This window comes from Azospirillum sp. TSO35-2 (assembly GCF_003116095.1).
GTDB lineage: Bacteria > Pseudomonadota > Alphaproteobacteria > Azospirillales > Azospirillaceae > Azospirillum.
Genome location: NZ_LGRA01000008.1, coordinates 531,712 through 547,835 on the forward strand (window position 1 = coordinate 531,712; position 16,124 = coordinate 547,835).

Here is a 16,124-nt window from a genome sequence, read left to right on the forward strand (position 1 = left end):
TTCAGTTCAGGCGGTTCTTCAACTGCTGGATCAGCGAGGCGGTCTGGTGCCGGTGGTGCTCGTCGCCGGTCAGCGCCATGAAGGTCTCCAGCGCGGTGATGGCGTCCTTCAGGTTGCCGGTGTGGGCCTCCAGCAGGCCGGTCTCGCGCCACAGCGCCGGCTCGTGCGGGGCGAACAGGCGCATCGCCTCCAGCACCTCCAGCGCCTTCGGCACCTCGTGCGCCGACAGGTGGCGCAGCTTGATGTTGTTCTGCAGGCGCAGCAGCACGTCGCGGTTCGACACCGGCTGGTAATGGCCGGGCTCCAGCTCGGCGGCGCTGCCGGCGGTGGCCTTCAGCAGGTCGCGCAGGTCGACGACGCTGCGGACCTGCCCCTCGTTGAAGGGGTCGATGATGGCGCGGGCACCGTCCTTCTCGATGCGGACCAGGAAATGGCCGGGGAAGTTCAGCCCGACCATCGGCCAGCCCTGCGAGCGGGCGGCGTGCATGTAGAGGATGCCCAGCGCCACCGGCAGGCCGCGCCGGCGGTCGATCACCCGCAGCAGGTTGGCGTTCTGCAGGTCGTCGTAGGTGTCGTGGTCGCCGGCATAGCCGTGGCGCTCGCCGATCACCGCGTGCAGGTGGGCGATCCGCGTCTCCAGGCTGTCGTCGGCGGGCGCCTGCGCCGCGACGCGGGCGGTCAGGTCGTCGACCAGCGCCCGGATGTGGGCGCGGTAGCTATCCAGCTCGGCGTTCGGCAGCTCCAGCGCGCCGAGGGCCAGCGCGGCTTCCGCCAGATCGATCTCGTCGTCGGGCTGGTCGCCGATCCGGCGCAGGATCTCGCGGGCTTCCGCGCGGTTGGTCAAGGCCTTGGTCCCCCTCAGATCCGCCACGCGTCGACCAGATGACGGGGCCAGGCCCAAGGGGTAACCAGCATCACGTCGAAGCGCAAGACATAGCCGGCGTAGCGCGGGTTCGCCCCCAGGAAGGCATGGGCGGCGCGGGCCAGCCGGCCGCGCTGGCGGGCGTTCAGCGCCTCGTTGGCGGTGTCCCAGTCGCCGCGCGCCTTCACCTCGACGATGGCGATGGTCCGGCCGCGCTTGGCGACGATGTCGATCTCGCCCATCGGCGTGCGCAGGCGGCTGGCCAGGATGCGGTAGCCGCGCAGCCGCAGCGACAGGCGGCACAGCGCCTCCGCACGGCGGCCCAGGCTTTCGGCGCGCAGGCGCCGTGCATCCAGGTCGGTCATCCGGCGTTGCCCTCGCGCGCGCCGTCGCGGGACAGTTCCAGCGCGCGGGCGTAGACGGTGCGCTTGTGCTGGCCGGTGCGGGCGGCAACGTCGGCGGCGGCGTCGCGCACCGACAGCCGGGTCAGCGCCTCGCGCAGCAGGGCGTCGACGTCGGCCTCGCCGGGGGTCGCCTCCTCGCCCGGCGGGCCGATGACGATCACCACCTCGCCGCGCGGCGGGCCGGCCTCGGCGTAATGGGCGGCCAACTCCGGCAGGGTGCCGCGCCGCACCTCCTCGTACAGCTTGGTCAGCTCGCGCGCCACCGCGGCCTCGCGTGGGCCCAGGATGTCGGCGAGGTCGGCCAGCGAGTCCGGCAGGCGCTGCGGCGATTCGAAGAAGACCAGGGTGGCCGGCACGCCCTTCAGCTCGCCGGCGGTGGCGCGGCGCGCGCTGCTCTTGTTCGGCAGGAAGCCGGCGAACAGGAAGCGGTCGGTCGGCAGGCCGGACAGCACCAGGGCGACCAGCGGGGCGGAGGCGCCGGGCAGGGTGGTCACCGCCACCCCCTCCGCCACGCACTCCCGCACCAGCTTGTAACCGGGGTCGGAGACCAGCGGCGTGCCGGCGTCGGTGACCAGCGCGATGGCCTCGCCCTTTTTCATGCGGTCGATCAGGATCGGACGCATCTTCGCCGCGTTGTGTTCATGGTACGAGACGAAGGGGGTGTGGATGCCGTGGATGCCCATCAGCTTGGCGGTGACGCGCGTGTCCTCGCAGGCGATGGCGTCGGCCCGCTTCAGCGTGTCGAGCGCGCGCAGCGTGATGTCGGCGGCGTTCCCGATCGGGGTCGCCACGACGTACAGGCCGGCCGGCGGTTTTGCCGGCGCGAGTTTACTTGGGGCGGCGACGGGGCTACCTTGAGCGCCACTTTGGGCCGCGCCTTCGGTTTCGGCGGCCGTTTCAGCAGATGTGGAGACGATTGGTGGCACGCTTGGCAACGGCTTTCTCACAGAATCTGAAACGTCCTGGCCTGAAACGCCACGGCGCGGCCGCCCTGCTGGTGGCCGGCCTGCTGTCGGCCTGTTCGACTGTAAGCGCCCCGCCACGGGTGGCACAAGCGCCGCAGGCGGCTCCCGCCCCGGTGGCGCCCATGCCGGACATGCAGGGCCCGGTGAAGGTCGCCGTCCTGGTGCCGCTCAGCGGGCAGAGCGCCGCCATTGGCCAGTCGATGCTCGACGCCGCCCAGATGGCGCTGTTCGACATGGCCGGCGACCGGCTGGAGCTGCTGCCGCGCGACACCAAGGGCACGCCGAACGGCGCCGCCGACGCGGCGCGGCAGGCGCTGGCCGACGGTGCCAAGCTGATCATCGGCCCGCTGTTCGCCGCGGACGTCGCCGCGGTGCGGCCGATCGCCCAGAACGCCGGCGTCGACGTTCTGGCCTTCACCAACGACAGCGCCCAGGCCGGCAACGGCACCTATGTGATGGGCTTCGTGCCCGCCGATCAGGTCAACCGCGTCGCCGGCTTCGCCCGCTCGCAAGGCGTGACCCGCTTCACCGTGCTGGCGCCGCGCTCCCCCTACGGCGACGCCGTGGTCAACGCGATGCAGGCGGCCGGCCCGCGGCTGGGCACCGCGGTGACCCAGGTCGAGCGCTACGACGCCAACGTCACCGACCTGTCGCAGCCGGCCCGCCAGGTGGCGCAGGAGGCGCCGCTGCCCCAGGCGGTCATGCTGGCGGAAGGCGGGCCGCGCGCCCAGGGCATCGCGTCGGCGCTGGCGGCCAACGGCGTGCCGTCGCAGCAGGTGAAGCTGCTGGGCACCGGCCTGTGGGACGACTCGTCGCAGGGTCAGGGGCAGGCGCTCGGTCGCGAACCGGCGCTGGTCGGCGCCTGGTACGCCGCCCCGGCGCCGCAGAACCGCGCCCGCTTCGAGTCGCAGTTCGAGCAGGTCTACGGCCGCAAGCCGCCGCGCATCGCGACGCTGGCCTACGACGCGACCTCGATCGCCGCGGTGCTGACGCGCTCCGGCGGCCCGGTGCCGTTCGACCGCATGGCGATGACCAACCCGAACGGCTTCGAGGGTCTGGACGGCCTGTTCCGCCTGCGCGGCGACGGTCAGGTGGAGCGTGGGCTGGCGGTGATGGAAGTCACGCCGACCGGCGCCCGCGTCGTCGACCCGGCCCCGCCGACCTTCGAGATGCTGGGGCAGTGAGGTGATGGTCCCTCTCCCGGGGCGGGAGAGGGCCTATAAAACGCTATCCTTACTTACGCCCGTGCCCGCAGGTAGGGGGTCAGGCGCCATTCGGCGAACTTGATCAGGCGGGTCGCGATGAAGTTCAGCGCCAGATAGATGATGCCGGCGACGATGAACAGCTCGAACACCGCGAAGGTCTGGGCAATCATCCGCCGGGCGATGCCGGTGACCTCCATCAGGGTGATGGTGCTGGCGAGCGAGGTCGCCTTGACCATCAGGATCACCTCGTTGCCATAGGCCGGCAGCATCTGGCGGATCGCCACCGGCAGCACGATGCGGCGGAAGGCCAGCGCCCGCGACATGCCGCAGGCGCGTGCCGCCTCGACCTGCCCCTGCGGCACCGACAGGATGGCGCCGCGCAGCACCTCGCTGGTGTAGGCGCCGGTGTTCAGCGTCAGCGCCAGGATGGCGCACCAGTAGGGCTCGCGCAGGAAGGGCCAGAGGATGCTGTCGCGGATGAACTCGAACTGGCCCAGCCCGTAATAGACCAGGAAGATCTGCACCAGCAGCGGCGTGCCGCGGAAGACGAAGACGTAGGCCGCGGCCAGCCCCTCCACCAGCCGGTTGCCCGACAGGCGCAGCAACGCCACGGCGAAGGCCACCAGCGCGCCCAGCGACAGCGACCCGACGATCAGCTGCAGCGTCAGGGACAGCCCGCCGAGCATGCGGGGCAGGCTGTCCCACATCAGTTGCCAGTTCATCGCCTCAGGCCCTCCGGACGCCGCGGTTGGCGGATTGTTCGGCGCGGGCGAACAGCGCCGTGGAAACGGTGGTCAGCAGCAGGTACAGCACGGCCGCCGCGCTGTAGAACAGGAAGGGCTCGCGCGTCGCGCCGGCCGCCAGATGGGTCACCCGCATCAGCTCGGCCAGCGCGGTGACCGACACCAGCGCGGTGTCCTTCAGCGTCAGCTGCCAGACGTTGCCCAGGCCGGGCAGGGCGAAGCGCAGGGTCTGCGGCACCAGCACCCGGCGCAGGATCAGCCAGCGGCCCATGCCGCAGGCCCGCGCCGCCTCGATCTGGCCAAAGGGGACCGACTGCACGGCGCCGCGGATCACCTCGGTCGAATAGGCGCCGGAGATCAGCCCGACCGCCAGCACGCCGATGGTGAAGGCGTTCAGGTCGACCCGGCCGTCGTAACCGAAGGCCTGGGCGATGGAGGTCGCCACGCCGCTGCCGCCGAAGAACAGCAGGTAGATGACCAGCAGTTCGGGAATGCCGCGCACGATGGTGGTGTAGACGTCGGCCAGCACGTTCAGCGCCACGCCGTGGCTCAGCTTGGCCGAGGCGCCGAGCGAGCCGACGACGATGCCGAAGGCGAAGGCCGACACGGCGACCGCGATGGTCATCGCGGTGCCCAACAGAAGCTGTCCGCCCCAGCCGTTGGGGCCGAAGGAAAGGAGTTCCAGCATTGGCACGCCCGGGAAAAGGCCCGGCCGGGCACGGCGCGAGCGGCCGGCCGGACGGGTCAGCGTTGACCGGCGCCCGGCGGCCCTGGAAGGCCCCGGGCGCCGCTCCGGTTGGAGGACGGGCGAGAGCGCCGCTTACTTGGTCGGAGAGATGTCGTAGCCGAAATGCTGCGTGCTGAGCTTCTTGACGGTGCCGTCCTTCAGCGCCTCGGCGATGGCCTTGTCGAACATCGCCTTCAGGTCGGCGCTGTCCTTGCGCAGGCCGACGCCCATGCCCTCGCCGATCACGCCGCCGATGAAGTTCGGGCCGACGATGACCATCTTGCCGGGCTCGGTCTTGACCACCGCCTCGACGACCGAACGGTCGCCCAGCATGGCGTCGACGCGGCCCGAGGTCAGGTCGATGCCGGCGTTGTCGATCTTGTCGTAGGTGCGCATCGTCACCTTCGGCAGATGCTTGTCCATGAAGTCGGCCTGGATGGTCGACACCTGGACGCCGACCGACTTGCCCTTCAGCGCGTCGGCCAGCTTGTCCAGCGTCGGCTTGGCCTTGCCCTGGTCGTTCAGGTCGACGCGGTCGGCGCCGAGCGCCAGCGCCTTGGCCAGCGGCGAGCTGGTCAGCACGGCGAAGACCGACGGTTCGGTGCCGTAGGGGACCGAGAAGTCGATGACCTTCTTACGCTCGTCGGTGATGGTCATCGCCGACATGATGGCGTCGTACTTGCCCTGCTGCAGGGCGGGGATGATGCCGTCCCAGTCCTGGGCGACGAACTCGCAGGTGACCTTCATGCGCCGGCACAGGTCGTTGCCGAGGTCGACCTCGAAGCCGGTCAGCTTGCCCGAGGTGTCGGTGGCGTTCCACGGAGGATAGGCGCCCTCGCTGGCGATGCGGACCGTCTTCCATTCCTTGGCTCCAGCGGCGCCGACGGCGGCCACGGCCAGCACGGCGCCGAGCGCCAGAGCCGAAACGATCTTCTTCAAGGACAACACTCCTCTGTTCTGTTCGCCCTTATCGGATGGGCTGGTTCAGGCGGGTCCGGTCACACGCTCTCGAAACGTCCCCTCACGCCGCACCGGACAGGTGGCGGGAGAGGAACTGCCGCACCCGGTCCGAATCGGGATCGGTCAGCACCTTGTCGGGTGCCCCCTCTTCCTCGATCCGGCCCTGGTGCAGGAAAACCACCTTGGACGCCACCTCGCGGGCGAAGCCCATCTCGTGCGTCACCAGGATCATCGTGTTGCCCTCGTCGGCAAGCTGGCGGATGACGCGCAGCACCTCGCCGACCAGTTCGGGGTCGAGCGCGGAGGTCGGCTCGTCGAACAGCATCACCTTGGGCTGCATCGCCAGCGCGCGCGCGATGGCGGCGCGCTGCTGCTGGCCGCCCGACAATTGGACCGGGTAGGAGTCGGCCTTGGCCAGGATGCCGACCTTGTCCAGGAGCCCGCGGGCGCGGTCGATCGCCTCCGCCTTCGGCACGCCCAGCACATGGACCGGCGCCTCGATGACGTTCTGGAGGATCGTCATGTGGGTCCACAGGTTGAAGCTCTGGAACACCATGCCGAGCCGGGTGCGCAGGCGTTCCACCTGCCGCTGGTCGGCCGGGACGGTGACGCGGCCGCGGCGCGCCTTCTTCAGCGCGATCGCCTCGCCGCCGATCACCACGCGGCCTTCGTCCGGGATCTCCAGCATGTTGATGCAGCGCAGCAGCGTGCTCTTGCCCGATCCGGACGAGCCGATCAGCGTGATCACGTCGCCCTCGCGCGCCGTCAGGGACACGCCCTTCAGCACCTCCAGCTCGCCGAACCGCTTGTGCAGATCCTCCACGACGACGGCGGCGGGGGCGGTGTCGCTGACGGGCGGGTGACGGTGCATGCGGAGAAACCGGCTGGGTTGTGGTGTGACCAATACGGAACAGGCTAGACCGGGGCGTGTGGGTTCCGCAACGCGGATTTCACACCGGCCGCCCGTTGCCTGTCCGTTCGGGCGGTTGTGTCGGAAAAAGCGTCGTCACCACAACAAAAGTACCAGGATCTGCGGTCCCAGGATGCGCAGGCACATCGCCAGCGGATAGACGGTGGCGTAGGCCAGCGCCGGCGCCTCCGACGCGACCAGCGCGTTGGCGTAGGCCAGCCCCGGCGGGTTGGTCTGGGCGCCGGCCAGCACGCCGCAGATGGTCAGGAAATTCAGCTTCATCATGCCGCGCGCGACCAGCCCGGTCAGCAGCAGCGGCACCAGCGTGACCACCACCCCCCACAGCATCCAGGGCCAGCCGGCGCCGCTGGCCAGCGTATCGACGAAGCGGTCGCCCGACGCGATGCCCAGCACCGCCAGGAACAGCACGATGCCGATCTCGCGCAGGGCGAGGTTGGCGGCCGGCGGCATGAACCACACCAGCGGCCCGACATGGCCGATCCGGCCCAGGATCAGCGCCACGATCAGCGGCCCGCCGGCCAGACCCAGGCGCAGCGGCGCCGGCATCCCCGGCAGGAAGATCGGGATGGCGCCCAGCGCCGCCCCCAGGGCGATGCCCAGGAACAACGGGATCATCTCGACCTGCTGCAGCCGGCGCGACGAGTTGCCGAAGATTTGGGCGACGGCGGCCAGACTGTCCGGCTTGCCGATCACGGTCAGGATGTCGCCGAACTGCAGCTTCAGCGCCGCGTTGGGCACCAGCTCCACGCCCGACCGGTTGACGCGGCTGACCACCACGTCGTGCGCCTCCTGGAGGTTCAGCGCGGCGATCGACTTGCCCAGCACGCGGTTGCTGGTGACGACGATGCGCTCCCACTTCAGGTCGGTGCCCTTGGTGGTCAGCGGGCGCTCGAACTCGTGGCCCAGCAGGGCGCGCATCTCCTCCAGCCGGGGCCGCGGGCCGACGAGGTGCAGCACGTCGCCGGTCGCGAGGCAGGTGTCGCCGTGCGGCACGCACAGGGTGCCGTCGCGCAGCAGGCGGGAGGCGACGACGCCGGCGTCGCACATCAGGCCGCCCTGCAGGGTGATGGCACCCAGCGCCCGGCCGGCCAGCGCCGGGTTGCGCACGGCGACGTCCATCGTCTCCAGCGTCGACACCTCGGCCCGGCGGCTGGCCTCGAACCGCTCGGCCTCCTCCTCGGGGTCGATGCGGAACAGGATGCGGACGGCGGCCATCGCCAGCAGGTTGCCGGCGATGCCGAAGGGATAGGTGACGGCGAAGGCGAGGCCGGGCAGCGCCATCACCGCGGCGTCGGCCCCGACCTCCTTCAGCACCTGCTGGGTGGCGGCCAGCGCCGGGGCGTTGGTGACGGCACCGGCGAACACCCCCAGCGACGACCCCAGCGACACCACCCCCGACGACACCAGCAGCGCCGTCAGCAGGATGCTCGACACCACCATCAGCAACGCCAGCGCGTTCAGCGCCAGCCCGCTCCGCCGCAGCGCCGCGAAGAAGCCGGGACCGACCTGGATGCCGATGGTGTAGACGAACAGGATCAGGCCGAAGTCGCGGATGAAGTCCATCATTTCAGGGTTGAAGGCGACGCCCGCCTGCTTGGCGATGTGGCCGCCGGCGATGCCGGAGAACAGCACGCCGCCGATGCCGAGCCCGACGCCGCGGATCTTCACATGGCCGAGGGCCACCCCGGCCGCCGAGACCAGACCGAGCATGAGGACGACGCGCGCGATCGGCGGCATGGCCTGAAGGATGTCTGCGAAGGCCGACATGACGATTCACTTCCTGAAACGGTGGGCTGTGGAGCTGTCTGCCGACGCCTTCGCACCCGGGACGAGGCGCCGGCGCGCCCGGGGAAGGCGCGTGCTCCCCCCGCGGATCGGGGGAGAGCGTCGGCACAATGTCTCCGGCCGGCCGGTTGCGCGTTGATTCAGAACAAAGGTCGCCCGGATTGCCCGCTGCCCGGATTGCCATGGCCGTCATCGGGCCTTTCGCCATGCGTCCCCGTCGCGCACCGTTATCGCCGGCCATCATCGAGGGCGCGCGGCCCATCCAAATTTTGCCATTTTCTTCCCATAAACAGGTTCTCAAGCAACCGGCACCATCAGTCGCGCACCGGCGTACCCCCTAACGCCACCGCCGCGACGGACAAGGGCCGTTCGACCGAGCATCAACCGGCCGGACCCGGCCGGGCATGCGGCCATCGCGAGAACCCCCTCGCGGTGGCCGTTTCTTTTTCCGGGTTTCCCGACGCTCTCGTGCTATAGCAGCGCCTCCCACCACCGGAATCACGACCCGCCGCCATGCCCGTTTTCGCCGGATCCGAGCTGACCTGCCTGCGCGGCGACCGGCTGGTGTTCACCGGGCTGGACTTCCGCATCGCCCCCGGCGGAGCGCTGGTGCTGCTCGGTCCCAACGGCAGCGGCAAATCCAGCCTGCTGCGGGTGATGGCCGGACTGCTGAAGCCGATCCGCGGCACGCTCAGCTGGGACGGGGTTTCCGTGGCCGACGAGCCCGACGCCCACCGGGCCAAGGTGCAGTATGTCGGCCATCTCGACGCGGTGAAGCCGGTGCTGACCGCGGCGGAGAACCTCGCCTTCTGGGCGGCGCTGGCGGGGTCCGGCGATCCCGCCGCCGCCGCGCTGCGGGCGCTCGACCGGCTGGGGGTGCCGCACATCGCCGGGGTGCCCGGGCGCTACCTGTCGGCCGGGCAGAAGCGCCGGCTGAACCTGGCGCGGCTGTTGGCCGCACCGGCGCCGCTGTGGCTGCTGGACGAGCCGACCGTGGCGCTCGACCGCGCCGCCATCGCCCTGTTCGAGGGGCTGATCGCCGAACACCGGGCGGAGGGCGGCATGGTGGCGCTGTCCACCCACACCGACATCGCCACCCCCGGCGGGACGGAGCTGCATCTGGACGACTTCACGCCCTACGCCGCCGACGACCATGACGAGTACGGCGAAGGCGATGGGGATGAGAGCCGGGAGCACCACGACCGCCATCACGACGAGGGGGCCGCGCCATGAGCCGTTTCCTGCGCCTGGTCGGGCGCGACCTGCGGCTGGCGCTGCGCCAGGGGTCGGACGCCACCATCGCCGTGATGTTCTTCGTGCTGTGCGTGGTGCTGTTCCCCTTCGGCGTCGGGCCGGAACCGAACATCCTCGCCCGCATCGCCGCCGGCGTGATCTGGGTCGCGGCGCTGCTGGCCTCGCTGCTGTCGCTGGAGCGGCTGTTCCAGACCGACTACGAGGACGGCTCGCTGGAACTGCTGTCGCTGTCGTCGTTGCCGCTGGAGGCGGCGGTGGTCGCCAAGACGCTGGCGCATTGGCTGGTGACCGGCGTGCCGCTGATCGTCGCCGCGCCGCTGCTGGCCGTCCTGCTGAACATGGACGCCGAGGGGTTCGGCGTGCTGGTGCTGACGCTGACGCTGGGAACGCCGATCCTCAGCCTGATCGGCTCGATCGGCGCGGCGCTGACGCTGGGCGCGCGGCGGGGTGGGGTGCTGCTGTCGCTGCTGATCCTGCCGCTCTACATTCCCGTGCTGATCTTCGGTGCCGGCGCCATCGACGCCGCGATCAACGGCCTGACCCCGCGCCCGCACCTGCTGCTGCTGGCCGGCATCCTGGCCGCCGCCCTGCCGCTGGCCCCGTGGGCCGGGGCGGCGGCGTTGCGCCAGGCGGTCGAATAGGCCGGCGTTACGACTTCGGCAGAAGCTGTTCGATCGCGGCGCGCACCTTGTCCGACTCGGGATCGGTCATGGTGGAGAACCAGGACACCAGCCGGCCGTCCGGCCCGATCAGGTATTTGTGGAAGTTCCAGCGCGGCTTGGCCAGGAAGCCCAGCTCGTCGGCCGCCCAGCGGTAGAAGGGGTGGGCGTTGTCGCCCGACACCACCGTCTTGTCGGCCAGCGGGAAGTCGATCTTGTAGTTGACCTCACAGAAATCCTTGATCGTGGCGGCGCTCCCCGGCTCCTGCCCGCCGAAATCGTCGGACGGCACGCCGACCACCACCAGCCCGCGGTCGCGGTAGGTCTGCCACAGCGCCTCCAGGCCCTTGTATTGCGGGGTGAATCCGCACTGCGAGGCGGTGTTGACGACCAGGACCGTCTTGCCGGCGAACTGCGACAGCGGCAGCGGCTTGCCGTCGATGCCCTGGAAGGTGAAGTCGTACGCGCTGGCGGCCATGGCGGAGAGTGATCCCATCACGGTGAGGACGGCCACGAGCGCGGTCCCGAGGGCGGCCCTGAGGATGGCCCCGAAGACGGTGGTGCGAAGACGGCTTGGAACGATCATCGGACGGCTCCGGTCGCGGCTGGGTGTCGATGCGTACGATACGAACAACCGCCGGCTCCGGATCATCGCTCCGCCACCGCGTCGGGCCTACCCCCATCGGATGGGTGGCCGCGGCGGCATCGGCTCAACATGTTCAGGGCACGGACACGGTGCGGTCCCCATCGCAGCCGTCATCGTCTCACACCCGTCGACGAGTGCCCAAAAAATGTCTCACCCGGCCCAGCCACAGCCTGAGCATAAGATTTTCTCCGATCGAAATGGGTATGGCGGCCATCGGCCGGCGTGCCGCGTCGATGCCAGCCTTATGCAGGAGAACAGGTCGATGAACGCCGGATCCACCATGCGGCACCCCCACAGCCCGGCGGCGGGCCTGCGCGGGATCGCCGGTTCCGCCGCAAAGGCGCTGGCCGCCGCCGCCGCGGTCCTCGTGCTGGGCGCCGCCGTCTCGTCGCCGTCCTTTGCCGATCCGGGCAACGGCCGCGGCCACGGCTGGGGTCACTATAAGCATCACCACGACGATGACGACGGCCCGGTCGTCGTCTATGGCGCGCCGCCGCCGGTGGTGGTCGTGCGCCCGCCGCCCCCGGCCGTGGTCTACGCCCCGCCGCCGCGCGTCGTCTATGCCCCGCCGCCCGCGGTCATCTACGCCCCGGCGCCACAGCCCGGCGTCAGCCTCCAGATGAACATTCCGCTTCGTTAACGATCAGCGTCCATCGGAGCATCGGCACCAACCGGGCGGCTCCCGCCCGTTGTGATCAAATCGCGCCATTTTCGCTCCGCCCGCCACGGGCGGTCCGGCGGATGCCGTCCCTGCCGGCGGTCCGGCGCGTCTCTCCCTTCCGGAAACCCTGACGGACCAGTCCCTTCGTGACAGGAACCGCCGTCCCCGTTAGGATCGCGCGGCTGTCGCGAAGGCGGTAGGCCGTTCGGGGCGTTCACGGAAACTCAACCGATATCCGGCCATCTGGTCGGCCGGGGCGGGTGCGCCGAGCCATCGGGAACAGCCCGAGGGTCGGGCCAGGAATCGGGTTTGAGGAGGGAGAGACCAGATGTTCGTCATCATCGGCTTCGGCATCGTGGTCTTCAGCGTGTTCGGCGGCTACATCCTCGGCGGTGGCCATCTGGGCGTGCTGTGGATGCCATTCGAGTTCATGATCATTCTGGGCTCCGGCGCCGGCGCGTTCTTCATTGCCAATCCAAAATCAGTAGTGACACACACCGGCAAGGAATTAGGACACCTCTTCAAGGGGCCAAAATACAAGAAAGAGGATTTCCTGGAGATCCTCACCATGATGTACCAGGTCTTCAAGATCGCGAAGACCAAGGGTCTTCTGGCGCTCGAACAGCATATCGAGAAGCCGGAAGACTCACCGCTGTTCCAGCAATTCCCGAAATTCTACGGCGACCATCACGCCATCGCGTTTCTCTGCACCTATCTTCGCCTGATGTCGCTCGGCGCCGACAACCCGCACGAGCTGGTCGATTTGATGGACGAGGACATCGAGACGATGCACCACGAACACCAGCGCGTGTCCGACGCCATCCAGGCGGTGGCCGACGCGGTGCCGGCGCTGGGCATCGTGGCGGCGGTGCTGGGCGTGATCCACACCATGGGCTCGATCACCGAACCGCCGGAGGTGCTGGGCAAGCTGATCGGCGGCGCGCTGGTCGGGACCTTCACCGGCATTCTGGTCGCCTACGGCTTCCTGGCGCCGATCGCCAGCGGCCTCAAGAACATCTACCACGCCGAAGGCAAGTATTATCAGGCGATGAAGACCGGCCTGATCGCCCATCTGTCCGGCTACGCACCGGCCATTTCGGTGGAATACGCCCGCAACGTGCTGGAACCGGAATACCGCCCAAGCTTCGCCCAGGTGGAAGAGGCGACCGGCGCCCTGCCGCCGGCCTGAGCGCGGACGCCCCTCCCGCATGCCCGTCATTCCCCCCGATACTGCCCCCGACACCCTGGTCGACATCGCCTGGAACGAGGGCTCGGTCGGCGACTGGGACGCGCTGTTCGCCCGCGTCCCGCGCTCCACCCTGCTGCAGAGCTTCGCCTATGGCCGTGCCATGGGCCGCACCTATGGCCATGTTCCCCGGCTGGGGGTGATCCGCCGCGGTGGCGAGCCGATCGGTCTGGTCCAGACGCTCGACCGCCGCATGCTCAAGCTGTTCCACGACCGGCAATGCCACCGCGGCCCGCTTTGGCTCGACGGCGTCGTTCCCGACATCGACACGCTGGAGGCGGTGTTCCGCCGGCTGCGCCGGGCCTGCCCGCGCTCGCTGCTCGGCCGCGCCAGCCTGCTGCCGGAGCTGCCGGCCTCGCCGGAGAACGAGGCGATGCTCACGCGCTGCGGCTTTCAGCGCAGCGGCCCCGGCTATCAGACGGTGTGGTTCGACCTGAGCCGGGATGAGGAGGCGATGCGCGCCGGCCTTGCCCGCGACTGGCGCAAGCGGCTGCGCGGCGCCGAGAAGGCCGGCCTGACGCTCGACGTCGACGGACAGGCCAACAATCTGCCCTGGCTGATGAAGCAGGAGCATGACCAAGCGGTGACCAAGGGCTTCCGTCCGATGACCGGCACGCTCGCCGTCCGCCTGCGCAACGCGCTGGTGAAGGGCGGCGGCCGCAACGATGGGGCGGTGATGGTCACCGCGCTCGACGGCCGGACGCCGGTCGCCTGCTGCCTGTTCCTGCGCCATGGCGCCGCGGCGACCAGCCAAGTCGGTTGGGCCAGCGATGCCGGCCGGCAGAGCCACGCCATGCGGCTGGTGCTGTGGCGCGGCATGCAGGAGCTGAAGCAGCGCGGTGTCCGGATGCTCGACCTCGGCGGCATCAACCCCGACGCCGCCCCCGGCGTGACCGAGTTCAAGCTGGGCACCGGCGGCGAGGTGGTCGAAACCGTCGGCCAATACCGCTGACCGCTGTCGCGTCACCCGCCGGGCAAGCCTGTTGTTACCGGCCACCGTTTGGCTCATGCTGGACCTGATAAGGTCCGGCCATCCTTACCGGCCCATCGACCCCGACCCTCTTGGCTTTGACTTACCCGGGACGTCCACCATGTCCGACCTCGAACCGATGAAGCCCGGCGAAGCCGACGTCGCCATCGAACGCGCGATGCAGAGCAAGCCGAAGGCGATGATCATCCGCGAAAAGCTGCAGGCGATGCTGGACGACGAACGCACCGCCAAGCAGTTCGTCGGCGCCATCCGCAACATGATGCACCAGGGATAAGCGCCGGCATAAGCGGTCGACGGGGTGCTACGCACCCCGGTCGGTTCAGCGGCCGGTTCAGCAGCTGGTGGCTTTGTTGCAGCTCTTCTCGTCCGCCGGGCCCGGTGTGCGGGCCAGTTGCAGCCCGCTGCGCGACTCCTCGAACAGCTTGTCCAGCGTCCGCCGGGTTTGCTGGAACGCCTGCAACTCGCGCCCCTCCAGCTTGTCGCCGGTCGGCAGGTCGATCGACCGCGGGTTCACCTGATGCCCGGCCTTCAGCACCTCATAATGCAGGTGCGGGCCGGTGGCGCGTCCGGTGGCGCCGACATAGCCGATGACATCGCCCTGCTCGACCCGCCCGCCGCGCCGGATCGCCTTGGCGAAGCGGCTCATATGGGCATAGGCGGTGGAGATCTCGGTGTTGTGGCGGATGCGGACGTAGTTGCCGTACGAGCTGGAGCGCTCGGCCATCTCGATGGTGCCGCGGCCGGCGGCGTAGATCGGCGTGCCGGCCGGCGCCCCGAAATCGACGCCCTGGTGCATCTTGCTGAAGCCCAGGATCGGGTGGTGGCGCATGCCGAAGCCCGAGGTGATGCGGGCGCCGTCCACCGGGGTGCGCAGCAGGGCGCGGCGGATGCTTTCGCCGTCACGGTTGTAATAGTCGATCCGGCCGTCGCGGGTCTTGTGGCGGTAGATCGGCATGTCCTCGCCCTCCAGCGTCAGCGACGCGTAGAGCAGGTCGCCGTCCCCGGCCTCGGTCCCGTCGGCGGTGACCAGCTTTTCGTACAGCACCTCGAAGCGGTCGCCCGGCTGCAGGTCGCGCTGGAAATCGACGTCATACGAGAAGTCCTGGATGAAGGCCATCATCACGGCGATCGGCACCCCGGCCTGTGCCCCGGCCTCGAACAGGCTTGACCGGATGACGCCCTGCGCCGCGACCGGCTTGCGGGTCACCGGCTTCTCGATCTGGCTGGAGGTGAAGCCGGCGTCGCCCTTGCGCGCGATCGACACCGAACGCAGCGGATCGGGCGCGAACTCCAGCCCGACGAAGCGGGCACCGCCGCGGCGCGGTTCGAACAGCACCGTCACCCGCTGGCCGACCTGGAGCCGGCGCGGGTTGTAGACGTCGCGCAGGGCCTGGACGGCGTCGTGGGCGTCGTTGGTCGGAACCTTCGCCTCGGCCAACAGATCCATCAAGGTGTCGCCGCGACCGATCGACAGCGTGCGGCGGTCGACCGGGCCGGCCGGCGTACCGTTGGCCGGCCCCTCCTCACCCTGATCCGAGGCGTCCTCCGCGCCACCGTTCGGCTTGATGCCCGGCTTGTGGGCGTGAGGGCCGCGGCCATTGGGCGCCTGCGCGTCGGCGGCGTGCGCCGGAACCATCGTCGGGATCAGCGCCCCGGCTGTCATGATGGCAAGCAAGGCGAGCGTGGGAAGGCGGGAAAGCCTCGAACGCACCGTCATCCTCCTCCTGTAACCCCGCAAGTCTCGCCCGTCGGGCCGCCGGACACGGTCCTCACCAGAGGTGTTAAGACCATCGATCGGACGATGCTGGACCAGTCCGGCGCTGTCAACCGACAGACGATCGCGGGTGTGCACCCTATGGGAACACTATGGAATGGCGCGCTCGGACGGTCGCCGGCCACGCCTCGGTTGGTCGGTCGACCCTTACACTGAATCCGGCCCCGGCTTGGGGGAAAAACGAACCGTCAGGAATTTTTCATCGAAGCTTAAAAAAGCGCTTGCCTGATTTGGGGGATGGCGCCTATAACCCGGTCCACCGACGGCGGGGCGCTGAACGAAGCGCGACGGCGGCGGAGAAAAAGGAAGCG

The 16,124-nt window shown here is 69.7% G+C and carries 17 protein-coding genes; 7 read left to right on the forward strand and 10 right to left on the reverse strand.

Annotated elements, in window-relative coordinates; all coding sequences use genetic code 11:
* Nucleotide 1 precedes the first annotated feature (1 nt).
* The 3 genes from TSO352_RS03940 to rsmI are packed head-to-tail and all read right to left on the reverse strand — an operon-like array spanning nucleotide 2 to nucleotide 2,057.
* Entirely contained in the window at nucleotides 2-844 is an 843-nt protein-coding gene (locus TSO352_RS03940; protein WP_109106049.1) for a transglutaminase-like domain-containing protein, read from the reverse strand.
* A 14-nt stretch (nucleotides 845-858) separates the two neighbouring features.
* Nucleotides 859-1,227 carry a YraN family protein gene (locus TSO352_RS03945; RefSeq protein ID WP_109106050.1) on the reverse strand — a complete coding sequence of 123 codons (369 nt, stop codon included), beginning with the start codon at nucleotides 1,225-1,227 and terminating at the stop codon, nucleotides 859-861.
* Nucleotides 1,224-2,057, reverse strand: a complete 834-nt coding sequence (gene rsmI, locus TSO352_RS03950) for a 16S rRNA (cytidine(1402)-2'-O)-methyltransferase (protein ID WP_348770541.1) — start codon at nucleotides 2,055-2,057, stop codon at nucleotides 1,224-1,226. Before rsmI ends, TSO352_RS03945 begins: the two co-directional genes overlap by 4 nt.
* A gap of 296 nt (nucleotides 2,058-2,353) precedes the next feature.
* On the opposite strand from rsmI, the gene TSO352_RS03955 reads away from it, so the two are divergent.
* The gene (locus TSO352_RS03955) at nucleotides 2,354-3,415 is read left to right on the forward strand and encodes a penicillin-binding protein activator (protein WP_247871887.1); all 1,062 of its coding nucleotides are present in this window, start codon (nucleotides 2,354-2,356) and stop codon (nucleotides 3,413-3,415) included.
* Between the two features lie 53 nt (nucleotides 3,416-3,468).
* On the opposite strand, the gene TSO352_RS03960 is transcribed toward TSO352_RS03955, so the two are convergent.
* The 5 genes from TSO352_RS03960 to TSO352_RS03980 form a co-directional block, all read right to left on the reverse strand.
* Nucleotides 3,469-4,158, reverse strand: coding sequence for an ABC transporter permease (locus TSO352_RS03960; RefSeq protein ID WP_109106053.1), 690 nt, complete (start codon nucleotides 4,156-4,158; stop codon nucleotides 3,469-3,471).
* A 4-nt stretch (nucleotides 4,159-4,162) separates the two neighbouring features.
* The gene (locus TSO352_RS03965) at nucleotides 4,163-4,867 is read right to left on the reverse strand and encodes an ABC transporter permease (protein WP_109106054.1); all 705 of its coding nucleotides are present in this window, start codon (nucleotides 4,865-4,867) and stop codon (nucleotides 4,163-4,165) included.
* A gap of 132 nt (nucleotides 4,868-4,999) precedes the next feature.
* Nucleotides 5,000-5,854 carry a lysine/arginine/ornithine ABC transporter substrate-binding protein gene (locus TSO352_RS03970; protein WP_247871888.1) on the reverse strand — a complete coding sequence of 285 codons (855 nt, stop codon included), beginning with the start codon at nucleotides 5,852-5,854 and terminating at the stop codon, nucleotides 5,000-5,002.
* Nucleotides 5,855-5,927: 73 nt separating this feature from the next.
* Nucleotides 5,928-6,737: an ATP-binding cassette domain-containing protein gene (locus TSO352_RS03975; RefSeq protein ID WP_109106056.1), complete on the reverse strand. Its 810-nt coding sequence runs from the start codon at nucleotides 6,735-6,737 to the stop codon at nucleotides 5,928-5,930.
* 135 nt (nucleotides 6,738-6,872) lie between these two features.
* Nucleotides 6,873-8,564 carry a putative transporter gene (locus tag TSO352_RS03980; RefSeq protein ID WP_247871889.1) on the reverse strand — a complete coding sequence of 564 codons (1,692 nt, stop codon included), beginning with the start codon at nucleotides 8,562-8,564 and terminating at the stop codon, nucleotides 6,873-6,875.
* A 531-nt stretch (nucleotides 8,565-9,095) separates the two neighbouring features.
* Between TSO352_RS03980 and ccmA the strand changes: the two genes are divergently transcribed.
* Together ccmA and ccmB are read left to right on the forward strand one after the other, a co-directional pair.
* Nucleotides 9,096-9,815 carry a heme ABC exporter ATP-binding protein CcmA gene (gene ccmA, locus TSO352_RS03985; protein WP_247871890.1) on the forward strand — a complete coding sequence of 240 codons (720 nt, stop codon included), beginning with the start codon at nucleotides 9,096-9,098 and terminating at the stop codon, nucleotides 9,813-9,815.
* Entirely contained in the window at nucleotides 9,812-10,477 is a 666-nt protein-coding gene (gene ccmB, locus TSO352_RS03990) for a heme exporter protein CcmB (protein WP_109106057.1), read from the forward strand. The genes ccmA and ccmB overlap by 4 nt, the downstream gene beginning before the upstream one ends.
* Nucleotides 10,478-10,484: 7 nt before the next feature.
* Here the strand turns inward: ccmB and TSO352_RS03995 are convergent, their stop codons facing one another.
* On the reverse strand, nucleotides 10,485-11,081 hold the full coding sequence (locus TSO352_RS03995) for a glutathione peroxidase (protein ID WP_109106058.1): 597 nt from the start codon (nucleotides 11,079-11,081) through the stop codon (nucleotides 10,485-10,487).
* Nucleotides 11,082-11,403: 322 nt separating this feature from the next.
* Here TSO352_RS03995 and TSO352_RS04000 point away from each other — a divergent pair, with 322 nt between their 5' ends.
* From TSO352_RS04000 to TSO352_RS33125, 4 genes are all read left to right on the forward strand, one after another.
* A complete protein-coding gene (locus TSO352_RS04000; protein ID WP_199231475.1) occupies nucleotides 11,404-11,781 on the forward strand; it encodes a hypothetical protein in 378 nt (125 codons plus the stop codon).
* Between the two features lie 349 nt (nucleotides 11,782-12,130).
* Nucleotides 12,131-12,991, forward strand: a complete 861-nt coding sequence (gene motA / locus TSO352_RS04005) for a flagellar motor stator protein MotA (RefSeq protein ID WP_109106059.1) — start codon at nucleotides 12,131-12,133, stop codon at nucleotides 12,989-12,991.
* A gap of 19 nt (nucleotides 12,992-13,010) precedes the next feature.
* Nucleotides 13,011-14,000, forward strand: coding sequence for a GNAT family N-acetyltransferase (locus TSO352_RS04010; RefSeq protein ID WP_109106060.1), 990 nt, complete (start codon nucleotides 13,011-13,013; stop codon nucleotides 13,998-14,000).
* Nucleotides 14,001-14,139: 139 nt separating this feature from the next.
* Entirely contained in the window at nucleotides 14,140-14,313 is a 174-nt protein-coding gene (locus TSO352_RS33125; protein ID WP_158284517.1) for a hypothetical protein, read from the forward strand.
* A gap of 57 nt (nucleotides 14,314-14,370) precedes the next feature.
* Here the strand turns inward: TSO352_RS33125 and TSO352_RS04015 are convergent, their stop codons facing one another.
* Nucleotides 14,371-15,750 (reverse strand): M23 family metallopeptidase, encoded by a 1,380-nt coding sequence (locus TSO352_RS04015; RefSeq protein ID WP_109106662.1) that lies wholly within the window; start codon nucleotides 15,748-15,750, stop codon nucleotides 14,371-14,373.
* Between the last annotated feature and the right edge of the window lie 374 nt (nucleotides 15,751-16,124).

Coding starts and splice junctions, on each gene's coding strand:
- TSO352_RS03955 (WP_247871887.1), top strand. CDS start 2,354: ATGCCGGACATGCAGGGCCCGGTGAAGGTCGCCGTCCTGGTGCCGCTC.
- TSO352_RS03975 (WP_109106056.1), bottom strand. CDS start 6,737: ATGCACCGTCACCCGCCCGTCAGCGACACCGCCCCCGCCGCCGTCGTC.
- TSO352_RS03960 (WP_109106053.1), bottom strand. CDS start 4,158: ATGAACTGGCAACTGATGTGGGACAGCCTGCCCCGCATGCTCGGCGGG.
- TSO352_RS33125 (WP_158284517.1), top strand. CDS start 14,140: ATGTCCGACCTCGAACCGATGAAGCCCGGCGAAGCCGACGTCGCCATC.
- TSO352_RS03995 (WP_109106058.1), bottom strand. CDS start 11,081: ATGATCGTTCCAAGCCGTCTTCGCACCACCGTCTTCGGGGCCATCCTC.
- ccmB (WP_109106057.1), top strand. CDS start 9,812: ATGAGCCGTTTCCTGCGCCTGGTCGGGCGCGACCTGCGGCTGGCGCTG.
- TSO352_RS04010 (WP_109106060.1), top strand. CDS start 13,011: ATGCCCGTCATTCCCCCCGATACTGCCCCCGACACCCTGGTCGACATC.
- TSO352_RS03945 (WP_109106050.1), bottom strand. CDS start 1,227: ATGACCGACCTGGATGCACGGCGCCTGCGCGCCGAAAGCCTGGGCCGC.
- motA (WP_109106059.1), top strand. CDS start 12,131: ATGTTCGTCATCATCGGCTTCGGCATCGTGGTCTTCAGCGTGTTCGGC.
- TSO352_RS03980 (WP_247871889.1), bottom strand. CDS start 8,564: ATGTCGGCCTTCGCAGACATCCTTCAGGCCATGCCGCCGATCGCGCGC.
- TSO352_RS03965 (WP_109106054.1), bottom strand. CDS start 4,867: ATGCTGGAACTCCTTTCCTTCGGCCCCAACGGCTGGGGCGGACAGCTT.
- ccmA (WP_247871890.1), top strand. CDS start 9,096: ATGCCCGTTTTCGCCGGATCCGAGCTGACCTGCCTGCGCGGCGACCGG.
- TSO352_RS04000 (WP_199231475.1), top strand. CDS start 11,404: ATGAACGCCGGATCCACCATGCGGCACCCCCACAGCCCGGCGGCGGGC.